This is a genomic window from Mycoplasma tracheobuteonis (assembly GCF_054456995.1).
In genome coordinates this window covers 35,625-61,942 of the sequence record NZ_JBTKTG010000001.1, presented here as the reverse complement: position 1 = coordinate 61,942, position 26,318 = coordinate 35,625, and the positions used below count along the sequence as shown (strand labels likewise).

The window sequence follows — 26,318 nt, the reverse complement described above, 5'->3', positions numbered from 1 at the left end:
TTAAGAAAAGTAAGAAAAAAGCACTTGCGTGCCTTTAATTTTTTAACTATGCAGTTGGGATAATTCCAATTCCCATTAAGATTACTAATGTTACTAAAATTCCGTATGATAATGCTAGTAAGAAGATAGCAAATCAGTTTACTCCACTTTCAACTCTTTCAACTGGTGCTTGAGCTGGCGCTTCTTGAACTTTTTCTTCAGCTGGTGTTTGGAATACCATAAAGTGTTGTCTTTGAGCATCGTGACCAATGAAGATTGCGTAGTGGTATTCATCTTTAGGTACAAATCCAACATGGTATTCATTGAATAATACGTATGATGTTTTTTGCGCTAATTTAATGTTTCCATTTAATGAACATACTGAGTAAATGCAATTTTCAGCTGTGTTAGCAATTTCTGGTTTACCAATAATTTTTGCATCAAATTCTTGTACTGATTTTGTAAGTGAGTACATAATTGCAGCAAGTAATTCTTTAAGATCTTCTGATTCTAAGTCTTTTTCTAATGCTTTAGCAACTTCTAATACATCTTTGAAGTTCTTTTCGATTGCTTTAACATCTTCTACTGATGTTTCTGAGTATTCTAATTCAGAAACTGTACGACGCATTTTTGCAGCATATACAGCTAAAACTTTTAATTGTTCTTCAACTGGTAAGTCTCTGATGTAAGCATATTCTACAATTTTATCTTCGCAAACTGTTACAACTGGTAATACAACTTCTTCATCGATTACAACTTCTTTTGTAGCATCTTTTTCAAGTTTTTCTGATTTTGCTTTAAGTTCATCAATTTCTTTTAAAAGTTGTTCTTTATCTGAGTTAGAGTCTTGTAATTTTTTGTAAAGTTCTTGTAATTCTTTATCGTAGTCTGTTGTGTGTTTTGAAGATAATAATGCTGATAATTCTTCTAATTTCTTGTTTAATTTTTCGATTTCTAAGTCTTTTGCTGATTTCTTTCTTTCGATTTTGAAGTCATCATCTACAGGGAAGTATGTTTCAGGATCTTTTAAGATTTTGAAGTCAACAACTTCTTTTAAGTTCTTTTCTGCTTCTTTTTCGTTTCTTAATCCTGTTTTTGTATCAATAGCTAATTCTGTAGCTGTAGCATCATATTCTAATCCACCATCGAATTTATCAACGTTGAATTCATATACCATTACTTCTTTGTTTTTTCTTTCTTCTTTTTCAGCAATAACTAATCCACCTCAGATTTTCTTATCAGTTTGGAATCATGTAGCAGAATCATATCCTAATGATAAGAATCAAGTCATAGCATCTTTACGTGACTTAAATAAAGCTAAAGGACTATCTACTTTTGGGTGTTTTAAGGCTCATGGATAGTTTTTATCTTTATTTGGTCTATATAAACATTGTAAACGTTTCATTTTTTCCTCTTTCATTTGCATATTAACCTTGAATAGGTTATTTACATTTTTCTTTATATAAAAATTATAAACATTAAACAGTAAAATTATAATATTTTTACATTTTCGTTTAGCTCTATAATATAAGCTTAAAAGTACTAAAAAATGGAAAAAAATAAAAAATATTAGCTATTTTCGGGCAAAAATCGACTTTTATAGCTATATGCAAGTAAAATAAAACAAAATTGATTTCCCTTTTTCAGCTTTTAGCTCGCTAATTATAAAACATTTTTGCAAGAGACTAAAACATTAAATCAGTAAGTAGTTTATTTACTCTATTTAATAAAAACTGTTTTATAATTCTATTATATGGAAACAAAATTAATGTATAAAACAGGACAAGTTGTCACTGCTAAGGTAACAAAAACAGGAAGCAAGTTCGCGCTTTTAGAAGATAAGCTAAATAATAAAATTATTATATATAGAAATGAAATTACTGATTTCTATAAAACTCAAGTGTATGACGTGCTTCAAGTTAGAGATATTGTAAACTTCGTTATTATTGGTTTTGATGCAACTACACAACAATATATAGGATCATTTAAGAAAAATCACCCTAACTTTTTAAAGAGTGAACAATATTTTACAAGCAGTAAAAGTCGTAAAAATGAACTTAAGGAAACTAAAAATGGTTTTGATAATTTAAAAGCTTTTACACTTTCATATCTAGAACCTAGTTCAACTACTAAAAGTAGCCTTAATGAAGTAAGCACTCAAAATAAAGAAGAAATTAAGGAATAAGCATGTCTTTGATCTCAATTAATCCTAAGTACTATCAAGAAAAAAACACTTTAAATCAAGAGGCTAAAGTTGCAAGTGAGACAATTGCAAAAGTCAAATCACTCAACTTTAAGGGCTCTTCTTTTTTAGGTTTTGACGATATTGCTTTAAACTTCAAGATCAATGGAATTGATCGTATTGTTGACTTTTGCAATAAACTTTATCGCAGAAAAACTAATACCTTAATTATTTGAGGTAAAAAAGAAAACGAAATTGCAATTAGAGCATGCTTGCAATTTATTTTTGGTGCTAGCGACTATCATCAAGACAAAAAAATTGAGCTAGTTTTTATTAATGAGCAACTTCCTGAGCATATTGTTTCTAAAATAATCAACCATTATTTAAATGATAATAAGCAAGATAATATTGCACTTTTATTTCTAGATTCTTTAGGTTATGATGATAAACAACAAGATTCTATTAGAAACTTTATTTCAAAATTTAATTATCAATCAAGTGAATTCTTGATCAAGAATTCTATTTATTTTATAGGTAGAAAAAATATTTTTAGCACGATAGATAATATCTCAATACCTAGAGAAAATGCTTTCTTTGTTTCTAACGATATTCACTCTGATTATGCTTTATTAAGCGAAATTGGTTTAGTTTTACTAGCTACTCAAGGTGTTAATATTGAAAAATTAATCGCAGGATATACGGAAGCAAGTAAAAACATTCTAAATCCCGATGTTTACTTCAATAACGCTTTAAAAATTGCACTTTATTTAGTCGAAAATGATCAAATGAATCAACAAGGTGGCTTCATTAATCAAAATATCGCTTATGACTTATTCCTAGACAAATATGTTAAGTTTTTTGCTTCATCTTTAAATAAGACAACACTACAACAAAACATATTAAACACTTCTACTTTATTTCCAAATTATATTCCTTGACAATCTGAAGATATTTTATCTGGATTAAGAAATAAATTTGTAATCTTTTGAACTCTAAAGCAAAGATTTTTTGATTATCAACTGTCTTCAAACATCGAAAATGATGATGTAATTGATGAGTTAAAAAGCTATACAATCAACCAATTTAATGAGAAATCTTATGATGTATTTTTAAACTATTTAACTAGTTTCAATGATGATGTTAAAGCAGTAGAAATTGCTGTTGAAAATAACAGTGAAGAAGCTTTAGGTGAGCTAATTTCTTTATGCTATTGAAGCAAAATTTTCTACAGTATCATAAATGATTTCGATCCTTTTAAATAGTCGACAAATGCTAATTTAGAATGCTAATACGATAAAAAAGTATTAGCATTTTTCTTATGCAAAAACTTTTAAGTCTAAAAAATAGGAACATAAGTATATAAAAGCATTTCCATACCCCATTGTATAAAAGAATGTCTTTTGTGGTACTATTTATTTATAAATAAATAAATACCTACAAAAGGGGATATTATGAAAAAAAATAAACTAGTTACGACAACAGTAAGCATCGTTGCTTTTTTAGGAGCTAGTGCATTAACTGTAGCATGTAAGGCGCCAGGTTCATCACGTCCAATTGTGGCCGATGACCCTGTAAATGGAAAATTTGGAAATAATGTTGATGGTCCTTCTATTAGACCTCTTGATCCCAACAAGGATGTTCTACCTGAAGTTACACCACCTGAACCACTTCCTATTCAGCCTGAAGTATCAACAAACTTTGTAAGACAAGTTTCTCCAGTTTTCATTAAAGCTGATGAAAAAATTAAGTATGTTGCTTTAGGAGATTCAATTACAGCTGGATTTGATGGAGGATTATTACAAGACTATCCAGGTACTTTTAAAGATGGAAAAATTGAAGGGGCTTCTTATCCTGCATTTTTAGCTCAACTTTTAAATCAAGATAACCGTATAGAAAGTTTTGCTAACTTTGCTGCTTCAGGAGCTAGAGCAATTGATTGAATCAAGATGCTTGATGTTGCTTACGAAAATCCTTATACAGATAGCCCATCTTGAGATAAACTAGATCAAACATTTGCTGGTAGACTTGGATTTGGAAAATTCCAAAAAGGTTATGCTAAAGAAGTTGCTCAACAAACTAAAGAAGCGCTTAAGGATGCTAACTTAGTTACATTAAGTATTGGAGCTAATGACTTTTTCTTCTTACTAACAAAACACTTAGCTAAAGCTAATCCGATGGCTATTATCAATGAATTAAAGAAACCGCAACCAGATTACTTAAGAATCTATAAATTTGTTGATGATGCAATTAACTTCACAATTCCTGAAGTTACAACTCGTGTAAAACGTCTAGTAGATGAATTAACTATTCTAGCACCTAATGCCAATATTAACCTTGTAACCTACCCAATGCCTATGTCAGGACTTAAGAAATCTCTTGATGATTTTATTAAAGGCCTTATAAAAATCAATTTACCAATTGACCCAATTGTAGTTTTATTAGACCAAATTAATAAACCATTCAAACAATTAAGCGAATTATTAAACCAAGATTACGGTTCAAATAACCGTGTAAGTATTGTAAATGCTTACAATCCACAATACTGAAGTTCACACTCAGCTGACCTTTCAGATGTTTATTTTGATATTCACCCTAACACAACAGGTTATAAAAAACTTGCTTTAGATATGTATCTAAAGATGACTAATCCAAGTGCAAACTTAGTAGATTATCCTAAAGGATACGACTTAACAAGTAGCTTTATTGATGGTGATGCTTTAACTTTAAAATACCAAATTAAAGTTAACAAAACACCTCAAGAAGTTATTGGCGCAAATACTCAAGAATTTTTAGATAAGAATGATGAATTTTTAACAAAAATTAATCAAACACGTTCACCATATAACTATGGTGAAAGACTTCTTAGAATGTCTCAAACATTTAAGAACATTACTATTGAAGCAATTACAGCTGTTACTGGTAGTGCTTTCTACAAATCATTAGATCCAGAAGGTAAACTTGCTAAATTAATTCTTGATGCTGAAAACAATGGAGCAAATGGATTTGAATCAATTGTTCAAGCAATTATTGATGATAAAGTCATCCAAAAAATTATGGGTGATTTCCAAGCTGAATTAACTAAACGCAACAAAGTTAACGAGCTTAAGTTAACTGATATTCCAAGCATCTTTTTAAGCAAAGCACTTACATCAGAAAACTTATTTAAACTTGTTAACGCACTTGCTAAAAGTAATTTCATTAATAGCAATAAAGCAGAACTTGCTGATGCTTTAACCACTGTTGTAGATAATTTATTTAAAAAGAACCAAGATGTTATTGTTAACGCAATCATTAAAGCTTTAGATGGTACTTTATCTAAAATACAAATCTCTAAAGAAGATGTTGCTAAACTACTTAATACAGTAATTTCTTCACCTCAATTAAGCAATATTTTAAACGCCTTAATTAAGACATTTATTTCTAACTCAGATCAATTCCAAAAAGTTAAAAATGTACCAGAATTAGTTAAAGCCTTCTTAAGTGATGACGAAAACATTAAACAAATGGCTAGCTCACTTTCAGAATTTGCTTGAGATATCTTAAACAACGAAACAATTAAGCATTCATTACAAGATATTGTTTGAAAATTAATTAACCAATATCATTTAGAAAATAATTTAGTTAAAGATCAATCAGATGCATTAATTTCTAATATCCTTGATAATATTTCTCAATTCAAAGGCGAAAAAACAAGCCAATTTATTTCAGATTTCATTTCTCAATTCTTAATCGAAATGAAAGATACACCTTTTGAAAATATTTCAAGAGCTTTAACTAATGCTTTAAACGACTCACTAAATAAACTTTTAGGCAAAAAAGATGAAGCTTTAAATATTTCAATTTTCAAAGTTATAAATGTCATTGTTGATACTAAAATAGTTGAAAATAACAAGACATTTATTAAGCAATTACTCCACAATTTAGTAGCTCAATCTCACACACTAAAACTTTCTAATGTAGTTTATAAAGTCTTACCAGAAGCTGTTAAAGACATCGTTACTCAAGATGGATTTGCTACATTATTTAACACAATAATTTCTAACGAACATACTAACTCTATAATTTCAAGCATCATCGATAACCTAATTGATAATTTCAATGATCTAAAAGACAGCAGTGATATAGCAGGTCTTGTTCAAAAACTTATCGGAACTCAAGATTTAGATGCTCTTAAAACACATTTAAAAGCAATTTCAGATGAATTATTAAATAATCAATCTATTCAAAATACAATTTTAAGCTTAATGCGTAAAGCTTTAGAAGCAATTAAACCTGAAAGCAATATTACAGATGAAGAAATTTCTTCATTCTCAAAAGACATCAAGTCTTCACTATTCACTTATGCTAAGAAATTAGATGTTTTAAATCCTTTAATTGATCAATTATTCATTTCAATCCAAGCCTTAAAAACATCCCAAGATTTCTATGCTACAGCCAAAAACATCCCAACAGATTTAATTAATGTCCTAAAAGAAAAATTATTAAATGATCCTTGAACATTAATTAATGATTTTGTAGATAGTCAAGCTTTAGCAAACAATAAACCATTTATTAAGAAAATTGCTAACTACTTATTTACAAAATTAAATGTAAATAATAAGCTAGTTAAACAACTTAAAGATGTAGCTGCAAATGCAATAAATAAGGCAAATATTGATAAATATGTCCAAAAAGATGAAGTTACTAAGTTAATATCAGATTTATTTGATGCTGAAGAAATCACAACATTAATTCCTCAAGCAATAAACTTTATTATCAATAACTTACAATATGTAAAATTTGTTAAAACACCTAGTGTATTGGTTGAAAAGTTATTTGCTGATGCAGAATTTAAAAAACTAATTCAAGAACAAGTTAAACCATTACTTCTTAAATTAGTTTCTGATTTCAAAGCTCCTAAAACATTTGCTAAATTAATTAAATATTTAGCTTCAAACAACAACATTCAAATCGAAGATAAATATGATGCTTTATTAGAAAACATTGTTGATAAAGCCTTAAATAAAGCTTGAAACGATGAAAAGATTTCAAATATTTTAAGTTTAGTAATTGATAAATTTGTAGCATCAGACAACTTAAATTCATTTACAAATGGATTACCTAAATTAATTCTTGATAACTTAAATATTAATGTTTTTGATTTAGTTAAAGGAATATTAGTTTATCCAGTAGATAAAAAAGATTATGAATTATACGAAAAATTCATTAATTCATTATTTAGTCAAGTACAACAACTAGCTTCAAGCAATGAACCTAACTTCCTAACACAATTAATTGGAAAAATCCAGCTACCTGAAGCAGTAACTAAATACAACATTTCATCACAAGATGCTCAAAAATTCATTTTAAGAGTTCTTAAATCAAATTCATTTAACAAGCTTTCTAAAGCATTTACAAAAGCTATTATTTCTAACCAAAATGCTTTAGCCACAGCTACAAACTTCAAAGAATTAGCATTCGTATTCTTAAAAGATGGCGACTTAATTTCTGAACTTAAATCAGTGGTTCAAAGAGTAATTAATAAGTTTAATGATGTACCTGAATTTAGCTTAGCTAAAAAAGCTTTAGTTTCTGTTTTAGCCCAAGCGCTAAGCTCAAACGATAAAATAAGCTGAATTTTTGCAGTAGAAGGTGATGATAATCATACTCAACTTAAAGCATTCTTATCTTCAGTATTTGACCTTATCCTTAAATCACAAGAAAAATTAAAATTAATCGATCTTTTATTTGATGGATTAACTAAATTTGCTAATGATGGAAATGCTCAAGATTTAGCTTCTCTACTTAAATATGTAGGAAACGAAGTTGCTAGTCTATTTAAAGGTGAAAACCTTGAACCTAATGCAATTAAGGTTCTACATATTGTAGGTGAAACATTATTAAGAGAACACTCAAACTTTATTAAACAAATCTTAACTAACGTATATAACAAAATTTCTACAGATGAAGAATTTGTAAAACAAGTTTATGGATTAATTCCTGCAAACATTAGAGAACAAATTGAAAAATATGTTTCTCAAGAAGACTTAAACAAATTAGTCAAATTCATTTTTGCAAACAGCGATGTTAAAGAAGTCTTTACAAAACAATTAACTAAAGTTATCGAATCATTTGGAACATTTGAAAGCATTAATAGCTTCAAGGATGCTTTAAAAGTAACATTTAAAGCTTTAGATTTTGACACTATTAAAGAACAAATTAAAGGCTTTAGTGAATCATTCTTCGCAGATCAAGAAGCTAAAGAAATTGTTGTTAAAGCATTAAGCAATGTTGTTAAATACAACTTAAACGATTTCTATGTAACTGCAGCTAAAGAAGGAAATCAAAATAACTATACAGAATCCTTTATTAGTGATTTTGTAAGTAACATTCTTCCTCTATTAAAAGATTTAGATATTTATGAACCTATTTTAGATTTAGCATTTGCTACTCTAAATAAAGCAAAAGATGCTCAAGATGTTACTTCAGTTCTAAAAACTTTAACAAGCGAATTATTAAACATTGTTTCAACTAAATTTAAGGAAAATCCTTATAAATTTGTTAAAACAATTCTTGATTCACCAATTATTTCTAACAACAAGGAATACTTAAAGATAATTGTTAAAGTTCTTGTTAATAAATACTTTAAATCAGATAAAGTTACACAATTTATTAATAAACAAATTGATGCAAATGTCACAAAACTAGACAAATACGTCAGTGCAGAAAACTTAAAAGCTTTAGTTACTACACTTCAAAAAGATACAAACACACTTGTTGTTATTAATGATGTAATTGATACAGCATTTGAAATTGATGACTTAGAAGGATTATTGAGCAATCCAACACAATCAGCATTTGAATTGCTTAAGAAATCTTCTTTACTATCACATTCAACAGAATTATCAAAATTAATCAAAAATATTTTAGACAGTCAAGCTGTTACTGATGTTATTGAAAAACTTGCAAATAACTTCTTCATTAACAAAAATGTCTTCACTTCAGAAACTACATTCCCACGTGATTTCTATAACGAAGTAAGAAAAACAGTTGTAGCAGTTATTTACCATGATCCAAGTTTACTTACAAAATTACTTGTTAAAGTAAATGAAGTATTAGCTGATGCAACTTCATGAGGAGATTTTGCTTCTAAATTAGCTCCTGTAGCCCTAAAACTTGTTAACCTAAATGACTTTGGCTATGTAAAAGAATTACTAAAATCAAACATTTGAGACTACAGTACAAAGATAAATGAATTTATCGATAGATTATTTGCTAGCTCACAAGCTAACAAGCTATATGAAGATAACCTAGATAAATTAGTTGGATTAATTCCACTAAACAAAATTGCTGAAAAGTTAAATATGCAAGATAGCAGCAAGCTTACAAATGCTGTTAAGAGCTTAGCTCTTTCAACTCAATTTAAATCAATTCTTAAAGAAACATTAAAAACAATTATTGCTAATGTTAAAAATGAGCAAAATCCAGAACTTGCTTTATCATCAGCAAACAACTATAATGATTTAGTAAAAAAACTTGTAAGCAACGATACTTATATCGCTACAATCAAGCCTCAAGTGTTAGAAATAATCTCTAATTCAATTCAAGAAGCTGGAATTCTAGACATTATTAAGGCTGCTGTTTCACAAGCACTTAAGAATGAAAAAGTTGTTTTCGTCTTTAAAGATATCGAACCTAACGATCTTGATAAATTAATTGAAAATATTGTTGGTTTATACAATGTAATTGATGAAAACTTCGGTATATCTGATTTAGTATTTGAAACTGTAATCAGTTATATGAAAAATAATGGTGCTGACTTTAGTAAACTTAATATTCTAGGTGCTATTAAAACATTATTTGCAGACAAGATTACTAACGATCAAAATCATGAATTTGAAACTAAAATTGTTAAGACATTTGCTTCAATTTCAGGTTCAAAATTATTTACAGAAAACAAACCTCAAATTTTACAAATTCTTAAAAATGTTTTAGGTGATTTAAGCAAAAACGAAGATCTAACTTCAATTCCTGATTGAGCTGCTAAATTTGGAGAACAAGGTCCTAGAAAAGCAATTGAATTAACTAACTCAATTCTTAGATTAATTCCTCAAAATACACTTGATAAGATTACTAAATATATCTCTAGAGATGATTTAGAACAAATCTTTGTATTTACATTCACAAATAATAACTTCCAAGGATTATTAACAAAAGGTGTTTCTAACGTTATTGCTCACATGGATCAATTTAGTGATGTTAAATCTTATGCAGACATCATTAAGAAACTTGTTTCACTTGTAAACTTAGATGATCTTAAAGAAAATGTTCTTGGATTCATTAACGATCTATTAACTAATACACACATTCAAAAAGCTATTAAGCACGCTATCTTAAGTGCTCTTAAGGCTATTGGTGTGGATACAGATAATTATTCAAGTCAAAAACTAAATACAATTGAACAACTATCAAATAACCTTAAACCACTTATTGATAAGGTTGGATTAATTAATGAAGTTATTTCAATTGTATTTGATGGATTAAAAGAAGCCGGAAATCAAGAAACACCTGAAGAAGTTGTTTCTCATGCAGCATTAATTCCTCAAAATATAGCTAACTTAATTAATGAAACAGTCAAGAAAGCTCCACTTGCATTTGTTAATAAGATACTTAACCTAGACTTTATTAAATCAAACTACAGCAACTATATTGAAATAGTTGAAGATGTTGTCTTTGCTCTTAAAAATAATGGAACAATACAAAACCTTATCTCAACTCAAGTTCAAAATATCAATAGCGATATCTTTAACTACACAACTAAAGAGCACTTAAGTAATTTAATCAACTTAATTATCGGTAAGGCTGATAACACTTCTGAGTCTACTACAGTGGCTCAAAACGATGATTTTGATAACTTACTTAAAGCGTACTTCAATGTTATTAAAGATCCTGCATTCTTACTTGAAGGTGATTTAATTAAAGTTGATCCTATGAAATTTATCAGTGCATTTAAACATGTCGAATTACAAAATGCACTTAAAACAAATTTAAAATCAATTCTAAATCGTGTATTAGCTTCTGATGAATTTAATGAAGTTGTTACAGACGTAACTAATGAATTAGCTAAAATATTCCACATCGATTTAGGAGCAGTCGATAGAACTCAATTAACTAAAGAATTACTTTTAGATACAATTAATTGACTTGAAGCAACTAAATCAATGGATGCTACTTTAGATGCTTTAATTAAAGCTATCTTAACAATTACAGCGCCAGAAAATAGTGCTAAAGCATTTAATGATAAGCTTAAAATTGCTCTTGATTCATTGAAAGCAGATCTTAAGAAAGCATTTAATTTCAATAAATATAAATTTGTTGAAGAACTATTCAAACAAGCTAAAAGCTTACCTAAGAATAAAGATGCAATTATTAAGTTAATCGATGTTATCTATAATGATATTTCTCAACGTGATGATGTAATTCACCAAATCATAGTAGTTTCAGGAATTAATAAGTTACTTGATAAATATGAATTAGATTATCAAGTTGCTGATAAAAAATCAAATCCTGAAGCAAAATCAGGTGAAATAATTGAATTAGCTAAAGAAATATTAAACTTGCCTGAAGCTAAAAGCTTCTTACACATAGTCTTAGAAGATGTTTTAACCTCTGCAAACTGAGAAAAATTTGCAAGTATCAAATTGCCTGAAGATTACATCGAAGAAGAAAATGCAAAAGCAGAAGACTATGATGCATATTCAAAACTAATTCAAGCTTTAGTTTCTGATCCTAAATTTAAATCAGCAGCTGTGCAAGCTATTAGAAACTGAGTGTACCAAATCAATAATAGTGAAAACTTTGTTAAAGTTCTTTCTAAAGCAATCAATAAAATACTTACAACACTAGATGTAAGTCAAATAAGTGCAGGATTACCTCTTATTAAAAACCATAAAGGAACTGAAACAATCCCTGCACCAAGCATCAGCTCATTAACATTTAGTCAATTATTTGATGGTGTCGAAAACTCTGAAGCATTAATTGGTGTATTAATCAACAACTTAGGAGCATTCGATACAAAACTTGATTTAATCCCTCAATTAATTGATGCCTTAATTGATTTAGTAAATGAAAGAGGACTAAAAATTTCAACTAGTGACTTTACTAATAAACTTATGTCACTAGGTAAAAAGATTTTTAGTAGCGATGGATTCCAAGAAAAAGTTATCGAAACTCTAAAAACAAATATCAATGATGTAAATGCTAAAAACTTGCAAAAAGATGTTTATACATTCTTTAAAAACTTTACTCAATTCGTTACATCTAACTTCTCAATTGGAACAATTGCTTGAAATGCAATTCCAAAAGAAAGCGCTGGCTTCAAGAAAGTTGTTGATACACTTTCATTAAGTCAAGAAGATGTAGATACTATTGGAATTAACTTCAAATTCTTTGTTGATGCATTTATGAATAATGAAAGAATTCCTGGAATTATTGAAAATGTAACAAAATCATACCTTGAAGGCACTACAGATGTTGAAGGAACAAAAGATTGATTCCACGGACTTCAAAAATTCTTAAATGTAAAAGAAAATGATGAAAATACCACAGCAGCTCTTATAGATTTATTTAAGTCAGTTCTTAACGATAATATTTATGCAAGAAATATTGCTCACTTATTAGTAAATAAAGCTCTTGTTTTTGCTGGATTAGACTACAGCAATGATGCAGAAGGAAAAGCTAAACTAGAAAAAATGGTTAACTTATTTGTTAATAATCTAGGATCATTATTTGAAGAAACAGATATGTTCAAGTCAATGATTGGTTCAATTATTAGCACAATTAAGTCAGCAAATGGATTTAGTGACTTTACATCTAAAGTTGGATTAGCAATCTTTAATGGACTCGAATTTACAGAATATAAGACAGCTAAGAAATTCCTAAAAGCTAGTCTAATTACCAATAATAAAGAAGATATTATTAGTATTACTCAAGATTTAATCACAAAACTTCTTACAAGCTCTGCTGAAGGTAAACAAGGAAAAATAGCTGAAATTATCCATACCTTTAATGTTGGAAATATCTTAGTTAACGCCTTAATTCCTTCAGAACGTCAAGCTAAAATAACAAGTCAAAAACGTGAACAACTTACAAGTGCAATTAATGATATGTTAATTGAAGCAGTTGCTCAACCTGAGCTTGCTAACTTACTAATTGCATTATTAAGAGATATTTTTGATAGAGTTGATACTTACACAGACGATCAACACAATTCTTACTCAACAATGCTTAGTGAATTATTTAATTCACCTAATGCATGAGATACAAAAGAACACCTTAAGAAATGATTTATCGCTATTATGCAAGATAGAGATAATATCATTTCAAAAGGTGCCTCAATCATTCTACAAAATGCAATTTCTAATGCATTAAACATCGATCTAACATCTGAAGAAGATGGAAAAATGCTTAAAAATGTAGTACATGGTCTATTAAAAACCTTAACTGAAACATCTGAATTAGATGAAGCTGTTGAAGGTATTTATGAAACTATTAAGAGTACCAATTTCGAAGCTAGTCCTAATAGAATGAAGGATTTAACAAATGGTATTATTAAAGGTGCTTTAAGCATTATTCTTACAGCAGATAATAAAAATATTTCATTAAACAAAATCTTAAATAAGAATACTTTCCTAGAAATCTTGCTTGAAAATATCGGAGCAGATAATTATGTTAAATTAATTAATCGTTTATTTGAAGCAAGTTCATTACAAAATAACACAGGTATTTATAGAGCTCTTAAAAACTTATTAAATGTGCCTATTAAAAATAATGAAGAAGAAAATCCTGTTGTCGCAACTTCTGCAAGAGAAGCTAACGAAGAGAAAAAACTTCAAAACGAACTTAACTTTGGATTTAGCTTTGATGTAGGTATCTTCTCTGTACCTGGTAAATTTAAAGCCTTAATCAAGGCTCTATTCTATCCTGTATATAAATATCAACTTTCACAAATCATGAGTGGAGCTGTTGATTATGAAACAAATGGGCAATACCTTGAATCAGAAGGATACAAAGCTATGTTCCGTTTATCTTCAGTATTGCTTCTTGTAATTAAAGAAAAAGGTGATTTAGATAAATTATTCTGAAGTAGTTGATCACCTATAACTGTTGAAAAACTATTCAGACAAGGTGTTGGAGATGCATTCTTAAAAATGCGTGATGAAGTTCCTGAATTTGATGCTCTACCTAGTGAAGCTAGATTCGCAGCTGGAGCTAATAGAGGAAGATCATCATATAACGATTGATTTATCGTTGGAGACCCTGGAACTTGAGCTAGTGACAGAAATTACCAACGTAGCCAATTATTAGTATATATTTACTACTTCCGTGGTGGATACATCGATAAATATTCACCAGAACCAAAAATTACACTTCAAGAAGCTTACTTTGAAGCACTTGAACGTGGTTACTTATTATACAGCTAGGCCTATGGCCTAGTTTTATTTATGCCCTTGCAGCATACTAGGATGCCTCAAGGGCATAATAAAAGTAGCCAAATGGCTACCATTATTATTTATTGAAATTATTGTATGCATCAATTTTGAGAAGAGCTTTTTTCAACTTGGTTTCAAGTTTAAGCTTATCAATAGATTCGTTATGTGAAGCTTCTTCAATTTGACGAAGAAGTGCATCTCTATCTCTAAGAGCTCTTTGAACATCAATATTTTTAACATTTATAATATCGTCAGTTATGATATTGATTTTATTTGCATCAGCATAAACTAATCCACCACCAATGTAGCATTTAATTGTATCAGGGTGGTTTTCTCATCCGATAGTTAAACTACCAATTTCAATATTTGAGAAAAGTGGTGTACGTCCAGCTTGAAGACCAATATAACCTGAAGCAGTTTTCAAGGTTACGATGCTAACATCACCTTCGTAGAAAATTCCACTAGGTACTGTAATAATTAAGTGTACGTTGTTATCACTCATTATTGCTCATCAGCTTCGCTATTAACTGCATCAGCTTGGATTTCTTGATCTTCTTCTACTTGAGTTTCAGCTTCTTGAAGCTTAGTTTCTTTATGAAGTTTGTTATAACGTTCTATAACATCATTAATGCTTCCTGCATATCTAAAGATATCTTCTGGATATTCATCTAATTCACCAGAAAGAATAACTTTAAAACTTCTAATTGTTTCACTTAAAGGTACATATTGTCCTTTAATACCTGAGAATTTTTCAGCAACTGTAAATGGTTGTGAAAGGAAGTTTCTGATTCTTCTTGCTCTAGCAACAATTTTCTTATCTTCTTCAGATAGTTCACCCATACCTAAGATAGCAATAATATCTTGAAGTTCTTTAAATCTTTGTAAGATTGCTACAACTTCTTGAGCTACGTTGTAGTGTTCTTGTCCAACAATAAGTGGATCAAGTAATCTTGATGAAGAGTTAAGTGGGTCGATTGCAGGGTAAATACCTAAAGCTGCAATACTACGTTCTAGAACTGTTTTAGCATCTAGGTGAGTGAATGTTGTAGCAGGAGCTGGGTCTGTTAAGTCATCAGCAGGCACATAAACTGCTTGAACTGAAGTAATAGAACCTCTACGTGTAGATGTAATTCTTTCTTGTAAAGCACCCATTTCTGTTGCAAGTGTTGGTTGGTAACCAACAGCTGAAGGCATACGCCCAAGTAAGGCTGAAACCTCTGAACCAGCTTGAGTAAATCTAAAGATATTGTCGATGAATAAAAGCACATCTTGATTTTGTTTATCTCTGAAGTACTCAGCCATTGTTAAACCTGTAAGAGCTACTCTCATACGTGCCCCAGGTGGTTCGTTCATTTGGCCGAACACTAGAGCAGTTTTATCAAGAACTCCAGCTGCTTTCATTTCGTGGTAAAGGTCATTTCCTTCACGTGTTCTTTCTCCAACTCCAGCGAAAACTGAAAGTCCGTTATGTTCTGTAGCAATGTTATTAATTAATTCTTGAACTAAAACTGTCTTACCAACTCCAGCTCCACCAAATAGTCCAATCTTTCCACCCTTAGCATATGGGATTAAAAGATCAATAACCTTAATCCCTGTTTCTAGGATTTCTGATGAAGTTTTTTGTTCTTCATATGATGGAGATGGTGCATGAATAGGAGCTTTTTCGACATTTTGAGGGAATTCCATATTATCAATTGGATCTCCTAAAACGTCAAACATTCTTCCAAGTACATCGTTACCTACTGGTACTTCGATAGGAGCACCTGTATCTAGTACTTTCATTCCTCTTTGTAGCCCATTAGTTGATACCATTGAAATTGTTCTAGCTGTATCATCACCAATGTGTTGAGCTACTTCGAATGTGAATTTTTGCCCTTCATATTCTAAAGTTAAAGCATTAAGTAAGTGAGGTAATTTACCTTCATCGAATCTAACATCGACAACAGGTCCTAGAATTTGTACTATTGTACCTTCGTTTTTAACCATAATTATCCTCCTTTTTATTATGTAGCATCTGCACCAGCTACGATCTCATTAATTTCTTGAGTAATATTACTTTGACGCTTACGGTTGTATTGTAATCTTAGGTCTTTGATTAAATCGTCAGCGTTCTTTGTTGCATTTTCCATAGCATTTCTACGTGAAGCCATTTCTGATATTTTAGAACTAGTTCCAAGTCCAAATACCATACTTGCTAAATAAAGTGGAATTGAGTTTTTAAGCACAACTTCTGAGTTAGGCTCAAATTCAATTGTTGCATTAGCTTGTTGTGATTTTTCTTCTTTCTTTTCAGGAATATCGAATGGGAAGAGTTTTAGCACAACTGCTTCTTGTAAAATGTTGTTAATAAATTCAGTGTAGTAAAAGAAAACATTAGCGATTTTTTTGTTGCGATATAGTTCTAATGATTTCTTAGCAATTAGTGTTCCAATTTCATAAGAAACTGATTCACCAATTTCTGTGTATTTTAACACGATTTGATCGCTTGCTCCCATTGATTGAATCATTGAGTAACCTTTAAGACCGATAACAATAATTTTGTCTTCAGGTTTAAGTTTTGTTTTAAGCAACTTAATAATGTTGTGGTTGTAAGAACCACAAAGACCAAGGTCACTAGTCATAACAATATGTAAGTTAGCTTCAACATTATCGTTCTTAGGGAAAATGTTAAAGAAATCTCTTGGTTCAACGTGTGAGATCAATTCATCAAAAGTATCTTTTAATGAATTTAAGTAAGCATCAACACTTGCAAATTCGTTTCTAATACGTCTTAATTTTGCAGTAGAAACAAGTTGCATTGCATTTGTGATTTTACGTGTGTTTGTAACAACTGAAATTCTATTTTTTAAGCTATTTAAGTTAGCCATTATTCTGCTTCTTTTTTATCTTCAACTAGATATTTGCTCGGAAATGCTTTGTACATCTTTGGATCGTAGTTAGGGATACCTACAATAATATCTTTAACTATCTTAATTAATGCTTGTTCGATAAGTTTGTAGTTTTCTTCGCTTATTTTACCTGTGTTTACAATGTCTGCATATAGTTTAATTCCTTCTGAATCATTTCTTAAGTAAGCAAGTACGTTATCACGATATTCGTGAATATATTCAGCTGGAAGTGGGTTAATAATTCTTTCTTTAACCCCTACTAAAATAATTGCTTGTGCAGGTTGTGAAATAGCAAAGTATTGTTCTTGTTTTAATAATTCGTAAACTTTTGCTCCGTGTTCTAGAATTGTCTTAGTTGAGTCATCTAGGTCTGAACCAAATTGAGCAAAAGCTTGCATTTCGTTGTATTGAGCAAGTTCAAGTTTTAATGAACCAACAACTTGCTTCATTGCTTTAATTTGTACAGCTGATCCAACACGAGAAACTGAGAATCCAATATCTACAGCAGGTCTTTGCCCTGAGTTAAATAATGATTCCTTAGTAAAGATTTGACCATCTGTAATAGAAATAACGTTTGTAGGGATATAAGCAGAAATATCACCTTGTTGTGTTTCGATAATAGGAAGAGCAGTAATTGAACCACCTCCATTTTGTTTGTTTAATCTAGCTGCACGTTCAAGTAATTGAGAGTGTAGGTAGAAAACGTCCCCAGGGTATGCTTCACGTCCAGGTGGACGACGAAGAAGTAATGATAGTGTTCTATATGCAATAGCATGTTTTGAAAGATCATCATACACTATTAAAACATCTTCACCACGAGACATTCAATATTCAGCAATAGTTACCCCTGTATATGGAGCAATGTATTGTTGAGGCGCAAGTTCACTAGCTCCAGCAACAACGATTGTTGTATAGTCTAAAGCACCGAACTCATTTAGTTTGTTTACAATTTGAGCAACTGTAGAATTCTTTTGACCGATAGCAACGTAAACACATTTAACATTCTTATCTTTTTGGTTGATGATTGTATCAATAGCAATAGCTGTTTTACCAGTTTGTCTATCCCCGATAATTAATTCACGTTGTCCCTTACCAATTGGAATCATAGTATCAATAGCAATGATACCTGTTTCAAGAGGTTGGTTAACTTCTTCACGTGTCATAACCCCAGGTGCAACTTTAAAGATTTCGCTTGTAGTTGTGTTTGTGATCGGACCTTTACCATCAATTGGTTGACCTAGAGCGTTAACTACACGTCCTAGAAGTGAATCACCAACGTTTACTGAGATAACTTTACCAGTTCTTTTAACTGTATAACCTTCAGATACTGAGTTAGCATTACCGAATAAAGCAACCCCAACAGTTTCTTCTTCAAGGTTAAGAGCTAAACCGTAAACACCATTTTGGAATTCTACGATTTCACTGTTACGAACTTTGTTAAGTCCTGAAACAACAGCGATACCATCACCAATTGAGATAACTTGACCAATTTCTGATCTATCTGCTGTCTTACCCATGTTTTCGATACGATCTTTGATAATCGCAGATATGTCATCTAATCTAATAGCCATCTATTACACCTCCTTTTCATTTTCTTTTTTGATAATTTCATTTTTGATTTTTGTTAAATCATGTAATAAATTCATTTCTAAAACTTCTGTTTTTGAAACGATTTGAATCCCACTTATTAAGTTAGGATCAACTTCATTTTTTAGTACAACAGTTCTACGTGTAACACTTTGAACTTTTTGTCTAATTGCATCAAGTTGCTCTTCTGAAAGTGGAAAAGCAGAACGAACGATAGCGAACCGAATTTTTAATTCGTTGTTAGATAATTTTAAGTATTCAATGATAATTTTCACAATGTAAGATGTCATTCTTCTTTGTACAATAACTTTAAGCATATTGCGAATAATGATATCGAAGTCTTTAAATGCAAGATCAATAGTTTCAAATCTTTCATCTTCTGATATAAGGTCATTACCAAGATATGTAGCAAATTTAGGATTTGTTACAAATACATCTTTAACTGTTTCAAATTGAGATTGAATTTCCTTAAATTTATCTTGTTCTTTAACCAAATCGTAAATTGCTACAGCATAAGCTGAAACATTTCTTTTTACATACATTTAATTAAAGTTCCTCTGGGGATTTATTTGAATTTAAAAATTTATCAATGATTTCGGTTTGCGTTTCTGGAGTAATTTCTCTTTTGAGAATTTTTTCTGCTAAGTCTGTGGCAACTGTCACAATGTATTTTTTGGCATTTGAATCAAATTCTCTTTTTTGTGAAGTGATATCTTGAGATGTTTCTTCTAAAAGACGTTTTGATTCTGCCTTAGCTTTTTCAGTATATGAATGTGATACTTCGCTAGCTTTAATTTTTGCTTTAGTTATTATAATATCAGCTTGCTTGTGAGCTTCTTGTAGCTTGTTGTTAGCTTCAAGTTTAGCTTTTTGACTTAATTCTTTTTCTTTAATTGAATCATCAATATTACCTTGAATAAAGTCAGCTCTTCTTTTCATCATTTTCTTAACTGGTTTATATAATAATCAAGTTAAAATAGCGAAAACAATAGCAAAGGCAAGTAGTGTTGCAATCATCATGGGAACACTAGGAATTAAATTAGCGAATTTTTCTGTGATCCCATCTTTTGCTGCTGTAGGAGCATCTATGCTTCTACTAGTAGCTTCTGCAAGTTTTGTTGTAATTGTAGTAATCATTTTGAAATATTATTTTACGAAGATTAATAATAAAGCAATGATGAAAGCATAAATAGCAGCAGTTTCAGCAATCCCAGCACCGATAATTAACATAAGACGAATTTTTGATTCAGCTTCTGGGTTTCTACCAACAGCTTCAGCAGCTTTACCAGCTGCATATCCTTGTCCAATTCCTGTTCCAAGAACACCAATTGCAGCAAGTCCAGCACCAAGTGCTGCAAGTCCTGTTGTTAATGCACTTCCTGATGAAGCACCTTGTTGTGCAGCTTGAGCAGCATCTGTTGCAGCAGCAGTATTTGTTGTTGCAGCTGCGTTTTCAAATAATTTTGTAACTGTTTCAATCATGTTATTCTCCTTTTATATTAGTAAATAGCTTGTAGAGAAGTTCATTCCTCAGCCTTTTCACTTAATGATTTTTTTGCTTTTTTATCCTTTTTACCTTCTCCAGAAGTTCCTGAAGATTCAACAACTCAATAAACAGTTGTTAGTAATGTAAAGATATAGGCTTGCAAGGTCGATCCGAACAAGTCAAAATAGAAGTGTAATGCTGGAGATACTAGCAATGCAAGGAAGTATCATTCGTGGTTACCAGCTCCAATTCCAGGGATTAATGTTCAGAATCATCCAAATAGTGAATAAACTAAGTATATAACTGTAGTTCCACCAATAACGTTCCCATAAATACGGAAACTCAAGGAAATAAGAGGTGAAACTTTACCTGGTAAATCCAATGGGTTTATAAATGATTTTAAATATCTAACTTTTTGATAGATAGCACCAACTATGAAAATTCCAAGTCAGCTCATTAAAGCTAAGGTAAATGGAACTGAGTATGATGTAACAATTGGTTCTAAACCAATCATAGCTGTTAAGTTACCTACAAGAATAAAAGTAGCTAATGTAAAGATATAAAGTCTTGATTTTTGGACTTTATCACCACCTGTTGTATCATCAAATGTATTATCAATTAAGCATACATATGCTTCAGCAATTTGAGCAATACCTTTAGGAGCTTCATCTTCTTTTACACGACTAACTTTTACATAAACGATAATGCTAATAATTAAAATAGCAATTACAGTAACCATTAAAGAAAGTAGCTGTGGTTGGTTTCAAGCCATAAAGTTCATTTCCATAACAAGCCTCCTTCCTTTTATTTATTCAAGCTAATTGTAATCTGTGTTAGCAAGATTGCAACAAAGCTTGTTGATAATCCACCTAGGAACGCAAAGAGATTGATTGGACGATCAACTCTTTGCAATAAGGTGTAAGGTTTGTTTAATTTAGGTTCTAGATGTTCTAAATGAGAATAGTTAATTTGAAGTATGAGAAACATAATCAAGGCAACTATAGCAAAATATAATGTTGTTTTCAAAATAAATAGTGCATACAATTTTAATTTCTTATTTATCAACGTGAAATAAGAAATTATTCAATTTAATTTAAAAAAGACATACATTAATAGAGCACCTAATGCATATCCGAAAAATAACCCATAATTAACAGGTATCAAACACAACATAACAAAAATAATTAATAAAAAAATTCCCGTAAAGAAAATATCATAAAGTTGTGTAAAATTCCTATTTTTAAGTATTTTTCTTACGAATTGCATATCTGTATTTTAATACTTTTTCCTATTGCGTGTATATTTTTTTTATTTTTTTATAAATATAAATATTTATACCTCTAATTTGTCTAAATTTTCTTACAAATTTCTCTTACTAATTAGCCTAAAAATAAGGCATTTTCGTAACTTGTTCCACATTTTTTCACATTTGAATAAAACATACATTTTTGAGCATATTTTTAGCCATTTTCTTCATTTTTTTATGAAAAATAGGCAAAAATAATGCTTTTTGTTATTCTCACTATATCAATTTTAATATTGATTGTATGTATCTCATATTTATTGACTTAAAATGGCTAAAAATTGCTCTTTATTATGAAAATCAGTAGGTTATTTCTTCTAAAATTTAAAATTATTAAGCTCAGTATTTTTAATAAATTCCTTGCTTTCTTAAAAATTTACTTCATGAAAATAATATAATTATTTTAATTATTACAGATTGCTTTAGCATTTTGTCAAGATTTAGGAGAGTTTATGGAGCAAAAAGAACCAGTTATTATCAAATGAAATACCTTTAAAAAAGTTTTTTATAACAATCCAGCAATGATATATAACACAAGCAATATTCAAGATAGAATCATTGAAAGTGAGTACCTTAAAAAATGAGGATACACACCTGAAGACCACCGTGCTTTAATTAAAGAAATCGAAAGTGATGAAGCAGGAATAATAGAAACAGATGATGAAGAAATTAATGATGATGAGGTTGAAATTTTTTTTGAAATTAAAGACGATCACTTCGAAACAAAAGTAAAACAAGAAATAGATTTTGATACTATCAGCGAGTCATATATTAATATTAGACTAGATTCATATGTCAAATATAAAAAAGATGCTATTAATTGATATATTAAAAAATACAATATTCAACCTAAAAATGTCAGATTCATCCGTGGCACAGATAAATTAGAAAACAAAATAGAAACAACTTTGAAATTTATTGCTGATGATAATATCAAATTAATTATTGATCCAGTTTTTAGCTATGATGTAGTTGATAATCAAGAACAAGAATTTAAATTTATCTCAGATGGGCTGATTTATGATAAACAACTTAAAAAGCTAACAACTTTATCATATGTTTCTAGAGCAAAAAATACACAATTTTATCATTTCTGATTCTTACAAAAAATCTTAAAGCGCAATGACATAGAATTAAAAGAATGTTCAACAATAATTATTGATCCAGTTTCAGCAACTCTTAAAACTGTAAAAAAGAATCAAATTCTATTTTATGAATCTTATTCAGCATACCCACTAAAAAGTATTTCAAAATCAAGTAGCGCAAAAATTAGATCAGAAGTTATTGATTTAGATTTTGTATTAAAAAGAACTGGTGATGCTACTTTGTTAGGGCATTCAGGATTTTATGAACGCGATAATATGTTTAGCTTCGTAAAAACTGCTAAAACAGGCTTAATTCTGCAAAATGGTGTTGAAATTATTAAAAATGAGACTCCTGATTTAGATTCTGCATCTACAGAATTTGATTTAAGAGTACACCCTTATGAAGAGCTTCTTAAAAATAAATTGCCATTTAAATTTAAGGGTAAGGGCGATTTAACAATTAGACAACTCGAAAATTTTGAGTTCTATATCGAATTATTAATAAGAAGTTATTATGCTTTCAATAATGAAGAATCCTTAAATTATGATGCAATTAAATACTTTTATTCAGTTGATAATTTAGAAGATGATAGCAAGGTAAAATCTTGAATGGAAAATGGAATAATTCCAAAAACTGATGAAAACATCTTTACTCTACCCGAATACTTTTCTGCCTTGGAGAGAGCAGTTTTACTAAATTATATACTAGGTAATAAATATGATTATTATTCAGGAAACGCTTATAAGCCTGCAGAAAAGAAAGCTTTTGAATCAATTACAAATAAAATTGTGAAGATGAGAAAAAATATCAATTTCTTTAATGTACAAGCGCTAAACGTAATTAAAAATATCCATAAAAAAGATGCCAAAATATGCTGATATGACTATGAAGGATTTATGAACTTATATCCAATAATAGATAATGTGCCTTCATATAACCAAGTGATTAACCAAGTATCAATCATCCTTACTCAAAATGGTCAAGAAATTTTCAAAGAGAACCTTGTTATAGATACATTAAATATCAAGCTAATTGATATTGTAAAGATGATTAAGGAAATTTACTGTAATAAGGCCGATGGGTATGTTGTTTACAATAAAAGTTATGAAAATACAAGAAATAAAGAAGTTTTAAACCTTGTACGTAAACAAATTAATAATGGAGATGGTTCACAAAGCAACATAGAGTTTATTCAAGAATTTAATGAATTATTTCCGAATGGATTAAAAGATTTTGAACACATTGTCTTCCATATTAATCAGCACACTATTGATTTAGCTGACTGTTTTAATCGATACTCAGCAGATAAATTACCTGTAGATAATTCAGATCGTCTTCTTAGAGAATATGTTTTCTTTGAAGATGATGAAGAAAATCACACAATTAAAGTCCTAAATGATATAGATTATGAAAAATTCCTTCAAATAACTTCTTGAAATAGCCATATTATTTCAATTAATTATTTAATGTTTTATTACTCAATTAAAAAGATTGAGAAATACATTACACACCTAGGATTAAGACTTAAAAATCTTATTACCCCTTATGCTGATCTAGAAATTCAAAAAGGTACGATGGCTATGGAAAAGGCAATGCAAAGAAATGCAGGAATCATAGGTGATAACTTATGAAACGAAATGACTGTACCTGCGCTTAAAATGTATTGTGAAAACGATGTTAAGGCTATGATAATGGTTTATGAATTAATAATGTATTTAGGAAGACTAAAATTTAAAGATGAATTAGATGAGTTTGAATATAAGATTACTAAAGATGATTTTACCTATTACATTAATGATGATGGTAAACTTGATATTATATAGTCTAAGGCTACGCTGTAGCCTTTTTTGTATCAAAAAAACAAGCTAGCTAATGCTAACTTGCTTTATATTATTTGATTATAAGTTTGCGAAGTATTCTACAGTTCTAACAAGTTGTGAAACATATGACATTTCATTGTCGTATCATGAGTATAATTTATACATTTTTCCATCTGCTGTATCTTTAGCTGAAGTCATTAATGAATCAAAGATTGATCCGTGGTGTTCTCCAATGATGTCTGATGATACAAGTGGTAATGTTGAGAATGCTAATGTTTCGTTTGCTGCTTTAGCAACTGCTGCATTTAATTCTTCAACTGTAGGTTGTTTTTCTAACATAACTGTTAAGTCAACTAATGAACCTGTGATTGTAGGAACTCTAACTGCAACACCATCAAGTTTTCCTGCTGCTTCTGGAACTACAAGTCCGATAGCTTTAGCTGCTCCTGTTGATGTAGGAACCATGTTTTGAGCTGCTGCTCTTGCTCTACGTAAGTCTTTGTGAGGAGCGTCTTGTAATCTTTGGTCAGCTGTATATGAGTGGATTGTTGTCATGTATCCTGATTTTAATCCAAATTCATCTACAAGAACTTTAACAACTGGTGCTAAACAGTTTGTTGTACATGAAGCTGCTGAGATTAATTTGTCTTCTGAGTTTAATTCTTTGTGGTTTACATTGTAAACGATTGTTTTAACATCTTTGTCAGATGGTGCTGAAACAACAACTTTTTTAGCTCCAGCTTTTAAGTGTTTTTCTGCACCTTCACGTTTTGTGAAGAATCCTGTTGATTCAACAACAACATCGATTCCTAATTCTGCTCAAGGAAGGTTTTCAGGATCTCTTTCTGATAAAACCTTAATTTCTTTACCATTAACAACGATTGCACCTTCTTTAACTTGAACTTCAGCAGGTAATGCGTGGTATGCTGTATCGTATTTTAATAAGTGTGCTAATGTAGCTGGATCTGTTAAGTCGTTAACAGCTACAACTTCCATATCTGTTGATTTAGTTTCTAGTAATCTACGTAAGAATAATCTTCCGATTCTTCCGAAACCGTTAATTGCTACTTTTTTCATAATCTTCCTTTCAAATGGTTATATTGATTGATAATAAAAAGTAATCTTTTTATGTTCGGTTATATTATATTAGTTTTTTTATATATAGGCTACTGTTTTTTTAATTCTTTTATTTATAAAAAAATATGTATTAAAAAACAAAAAGTTAAAAAACAATAAGTTTTTTATGTAAAAAAGGGTTTTTATTATTGTTTAGCGTATTAGAAGAAAATTTTTAGACATATTCAAAATTAAGAAAGAAATGTTGAGAAGATTACACTCAAGCCACTACATAAATATTCTAAACATATGTCATTATGTGCATAATTTTTTGTCTTAATATACCAACAATTTATACACTATAAAAAATGAGCCATACAATTTTTTCAAAACATTATTAAAAATTGGTGATCTTCTAAAACAATCTCATCAAATTTTTATGGGTAAGGTAGCTTTTCTGC

General features: G+C 29.8%; 14 protein-coding genes and 1 pseudogene. 4 read left to right on the top strand and 11 right to left on the bottom strand.

The genetic code is table 4. From position 1 onward, the window contains the following. Positions 1 to 46 precede the first annotated feature (46 nt). Positions 47 to 1,384 carry a coiled-coil domain-containing protein gene (locus ACX1M8_RS00220; protein WP_458616185.1) on the bottom strand — a complete coding sequence of 446 codons (1,338 nt, stop codon included), beginning with the start codon at positions 1,382 to 1,384 and terminating at the stop codon, positions 47 to 49. A gap of 363 nt (positions 1,385 to 1,747) precedes the next feature. On the opposite strand from ACX1M8_RS00220, the gene ACX1M8_RS00215 reads away from it, so the two are divergent. The 3 genes from ACX1M8_RS00215 to ACX1M8_RS00205 all read left to right on the top strand — a co-directional run bounded on the left by ACX1M8_RS00215 (position 1,748) and on the right by ACX1M8_RS00205 (position 14,622). After that, complete coding sequence (locus ACX1M8_RS00215; protein WP_458836538.1) at positions 1,748 to 2,164, top strand: S1 domain-containing protein; 417 nt, start codon at positions 1,748 to 1,750, stop codon at positions 2,162 to 2,164. 2 nt (positions 2,165 to 2,166) lie between these two features. Further along, the gene (locus tag ACX1M8_RS00210) at positions 2,167 to 3,423 is read left to right on the top strand and encodes a hypothetical protein (RefSeq protein WP_458798009.1); all 1,257 of its coding nucleotides are present in this window, start codon (positions 2,167 to 2,169) and stop codon (positions 3,421 to 3,423) included. A gap of 189 nt (positions 3,424 to 3,612) precedes the next feature. Continuing rightward, positions 3,613 to 14,622 carry a GDSL-type esterase/lipase family protein gene (locus ACX1M8_RS00205; protein ID WP_458836537.1) on the top strand — a complete coding sequence of 3,670 codons (11,010 nt, stop codon included), beginning with the start codon at positions 3,613 to 3,615 and terminating at the stop codon, positions 14,620 to 14,622. Between the two features lie 85 nt (positions 14,623 to 14,707). Here ACX1M8_RS00205 and atpC read toward each other — a convergent pair whose 3' ends face one another. The 9 genes and pseudogenes from atpC to ACX1M8_RS00160 form a co-directional block, all read right to left on the bottom strand. Then, complete coding sequence (gene atpC, locus ACX1M8_RS00200) at positions 14,708 to 15,133, bottom strand: ATP synthase F1 subunit epsilon (RefSeq protein ID WP_458616189.1); 426 nt, start codon at positions 15,131 to 15,133, stop codon at positions 14,708 to 14,710. Between the two features lie 98 nt (positions 15,134 to 15,231). Further along, a pseudogene (gene atpD, locus ACX1M8_RS00195) lies at positions 15,232 to 16,617 on the bottom strand (F0F1 ATP synthase subunit beta); the annotation flags it as partial. Positions 16,618 to 16,634: 17 nt separating this feature from the next. Next, complete coding sequence (gene atpG / locus ACX1M8_RS00190) at positions 16,635 to 17,498, bottom strand: ATP synthase F1 subunit gamma (RefSeq protein WP_458616190.1); 864 nt, start codon at positions 17,496 to 17,498, stop codon at positions 16,635 to 16,637. After that, positions 17,498 to 19,090 (bottom strand): F0F1 ATP synthase subunit alpha, encoded by a 1,593-nt coding sequence (atpA, locus tag ACX1M8_RS00185; protein WP_458798011.1) that lies wholly within the window; start codon positions 19,088 to 19,090, stop codon positions 17,498 to 17,500. Before atpA ends, atpG begins: the two co-directional genes overlap by 1 nt. Positions 19,091 to 19,093: 3 nt before the next feature. Beyond that, a complete protein-coding gene (gene atpH / locus ACX1M8_RS00180; RefSeq protein WP_458807200.1) occupies positions 19,094 to 19,648 on the bottom strand; it encodes an ATP synthase F1 subunit delta in 555 nt (184 codons plus the stop codon). A gap of 4 nt (positions 19,649 to 19,652) precedes the next feature. Then, the gene (gene atpF, locus ACX1M8_RS00175; protein WP_458836536.1) at positions 19,653 to 20,243 is read right to left on the bottom strand and encodes a F0F1 ATP synthase subunit B; all 591 of its coding nucleotides are present in this window, start codon (positions 20,241 to 20,243) and stop codon (positions 19,653 to 19,655) included. A 9-nt stretch (positions 20,244 to 20,252) separates the two neighbouring features. Then, positions 20,253 to 20,588 carry an ATP synthase F0 subunit C gene (atpE, locus tag ACX1M8_RS00170; RefSeq protein ID WP_458616194.1) on the bottom strand — a complete coding sequence of 112 codons (336 nt, stop codon included), beginning with the start codon at positions 20,586 to 20,588 and terminating at the stop codon, positions 20,253 to 20,255. A gap of 17 nt (positions 20,589 to 20,605) precedes the next feature. Beyond that, positions 20,606 to 21,379: a F0F1 ATP synthase subunit A gene (locus ACX1M8_RS00165; RefSeq protein ID WP_458616195.1), complete on the bottom strand. Its 774-nt coding sequence runs from the start codon at positions 21,377 to 21,379 to the stop codon at positions 20,606 to 20,608. A 17-nt stretch (positions 21,380 to 21,396) separates the two neighbouring features. After that, the gene (locus tag ACX1M8_RS00160) at positions 21,397 to 21,618 is read right to left on the bottom strand and encodes a hypothetical protein (RefSeq protein ID WP_458616196.1); all 222 of its coding nucleotides are present in this window, start codon (positions 21,616 to 21,618) and stop codon (positions 21,397 to 21,399) included. Positions 21,619 to 22,347: 729 nt separating this feature from the next. Between ACX1M8_RS00160 and ACX1M8_RS00155 the strand changes: the two genes are divergently transcribed. Then, positions 22,348 to 24,804: a UU173 family protein gene (locus ACX1M8_RS00155; protein WP_458836535.1), complete on the top strand. Its 2,457-nt coding sequence runs from the start codon at positions 22,348 to 22,350 to the stop codon at positions 24,802 to 24,804. A gap of 75 nt (positions 24,805 to 24,879) precedes the next feature. On the opposite strand, the gene gap is transcribed toward ACX1M8_RS00155, so the two are convergent. Further along, positions 24,880 to 25,881 (bottom strand): type I glyceraldehyde-3-phosphate dehydrogenase, encoded by a 1,002-nt coding sequence (gap, locus tag ACX1M8_RS00150; RefSeq protein ID WP_458617103.1) that lies wholly within the window; start codon positions 25,879 to 25,881, stop codon positions 24,880 to 24,882. Positions 25,882 to 26,318: the final 437 nt, after the last annotated feature.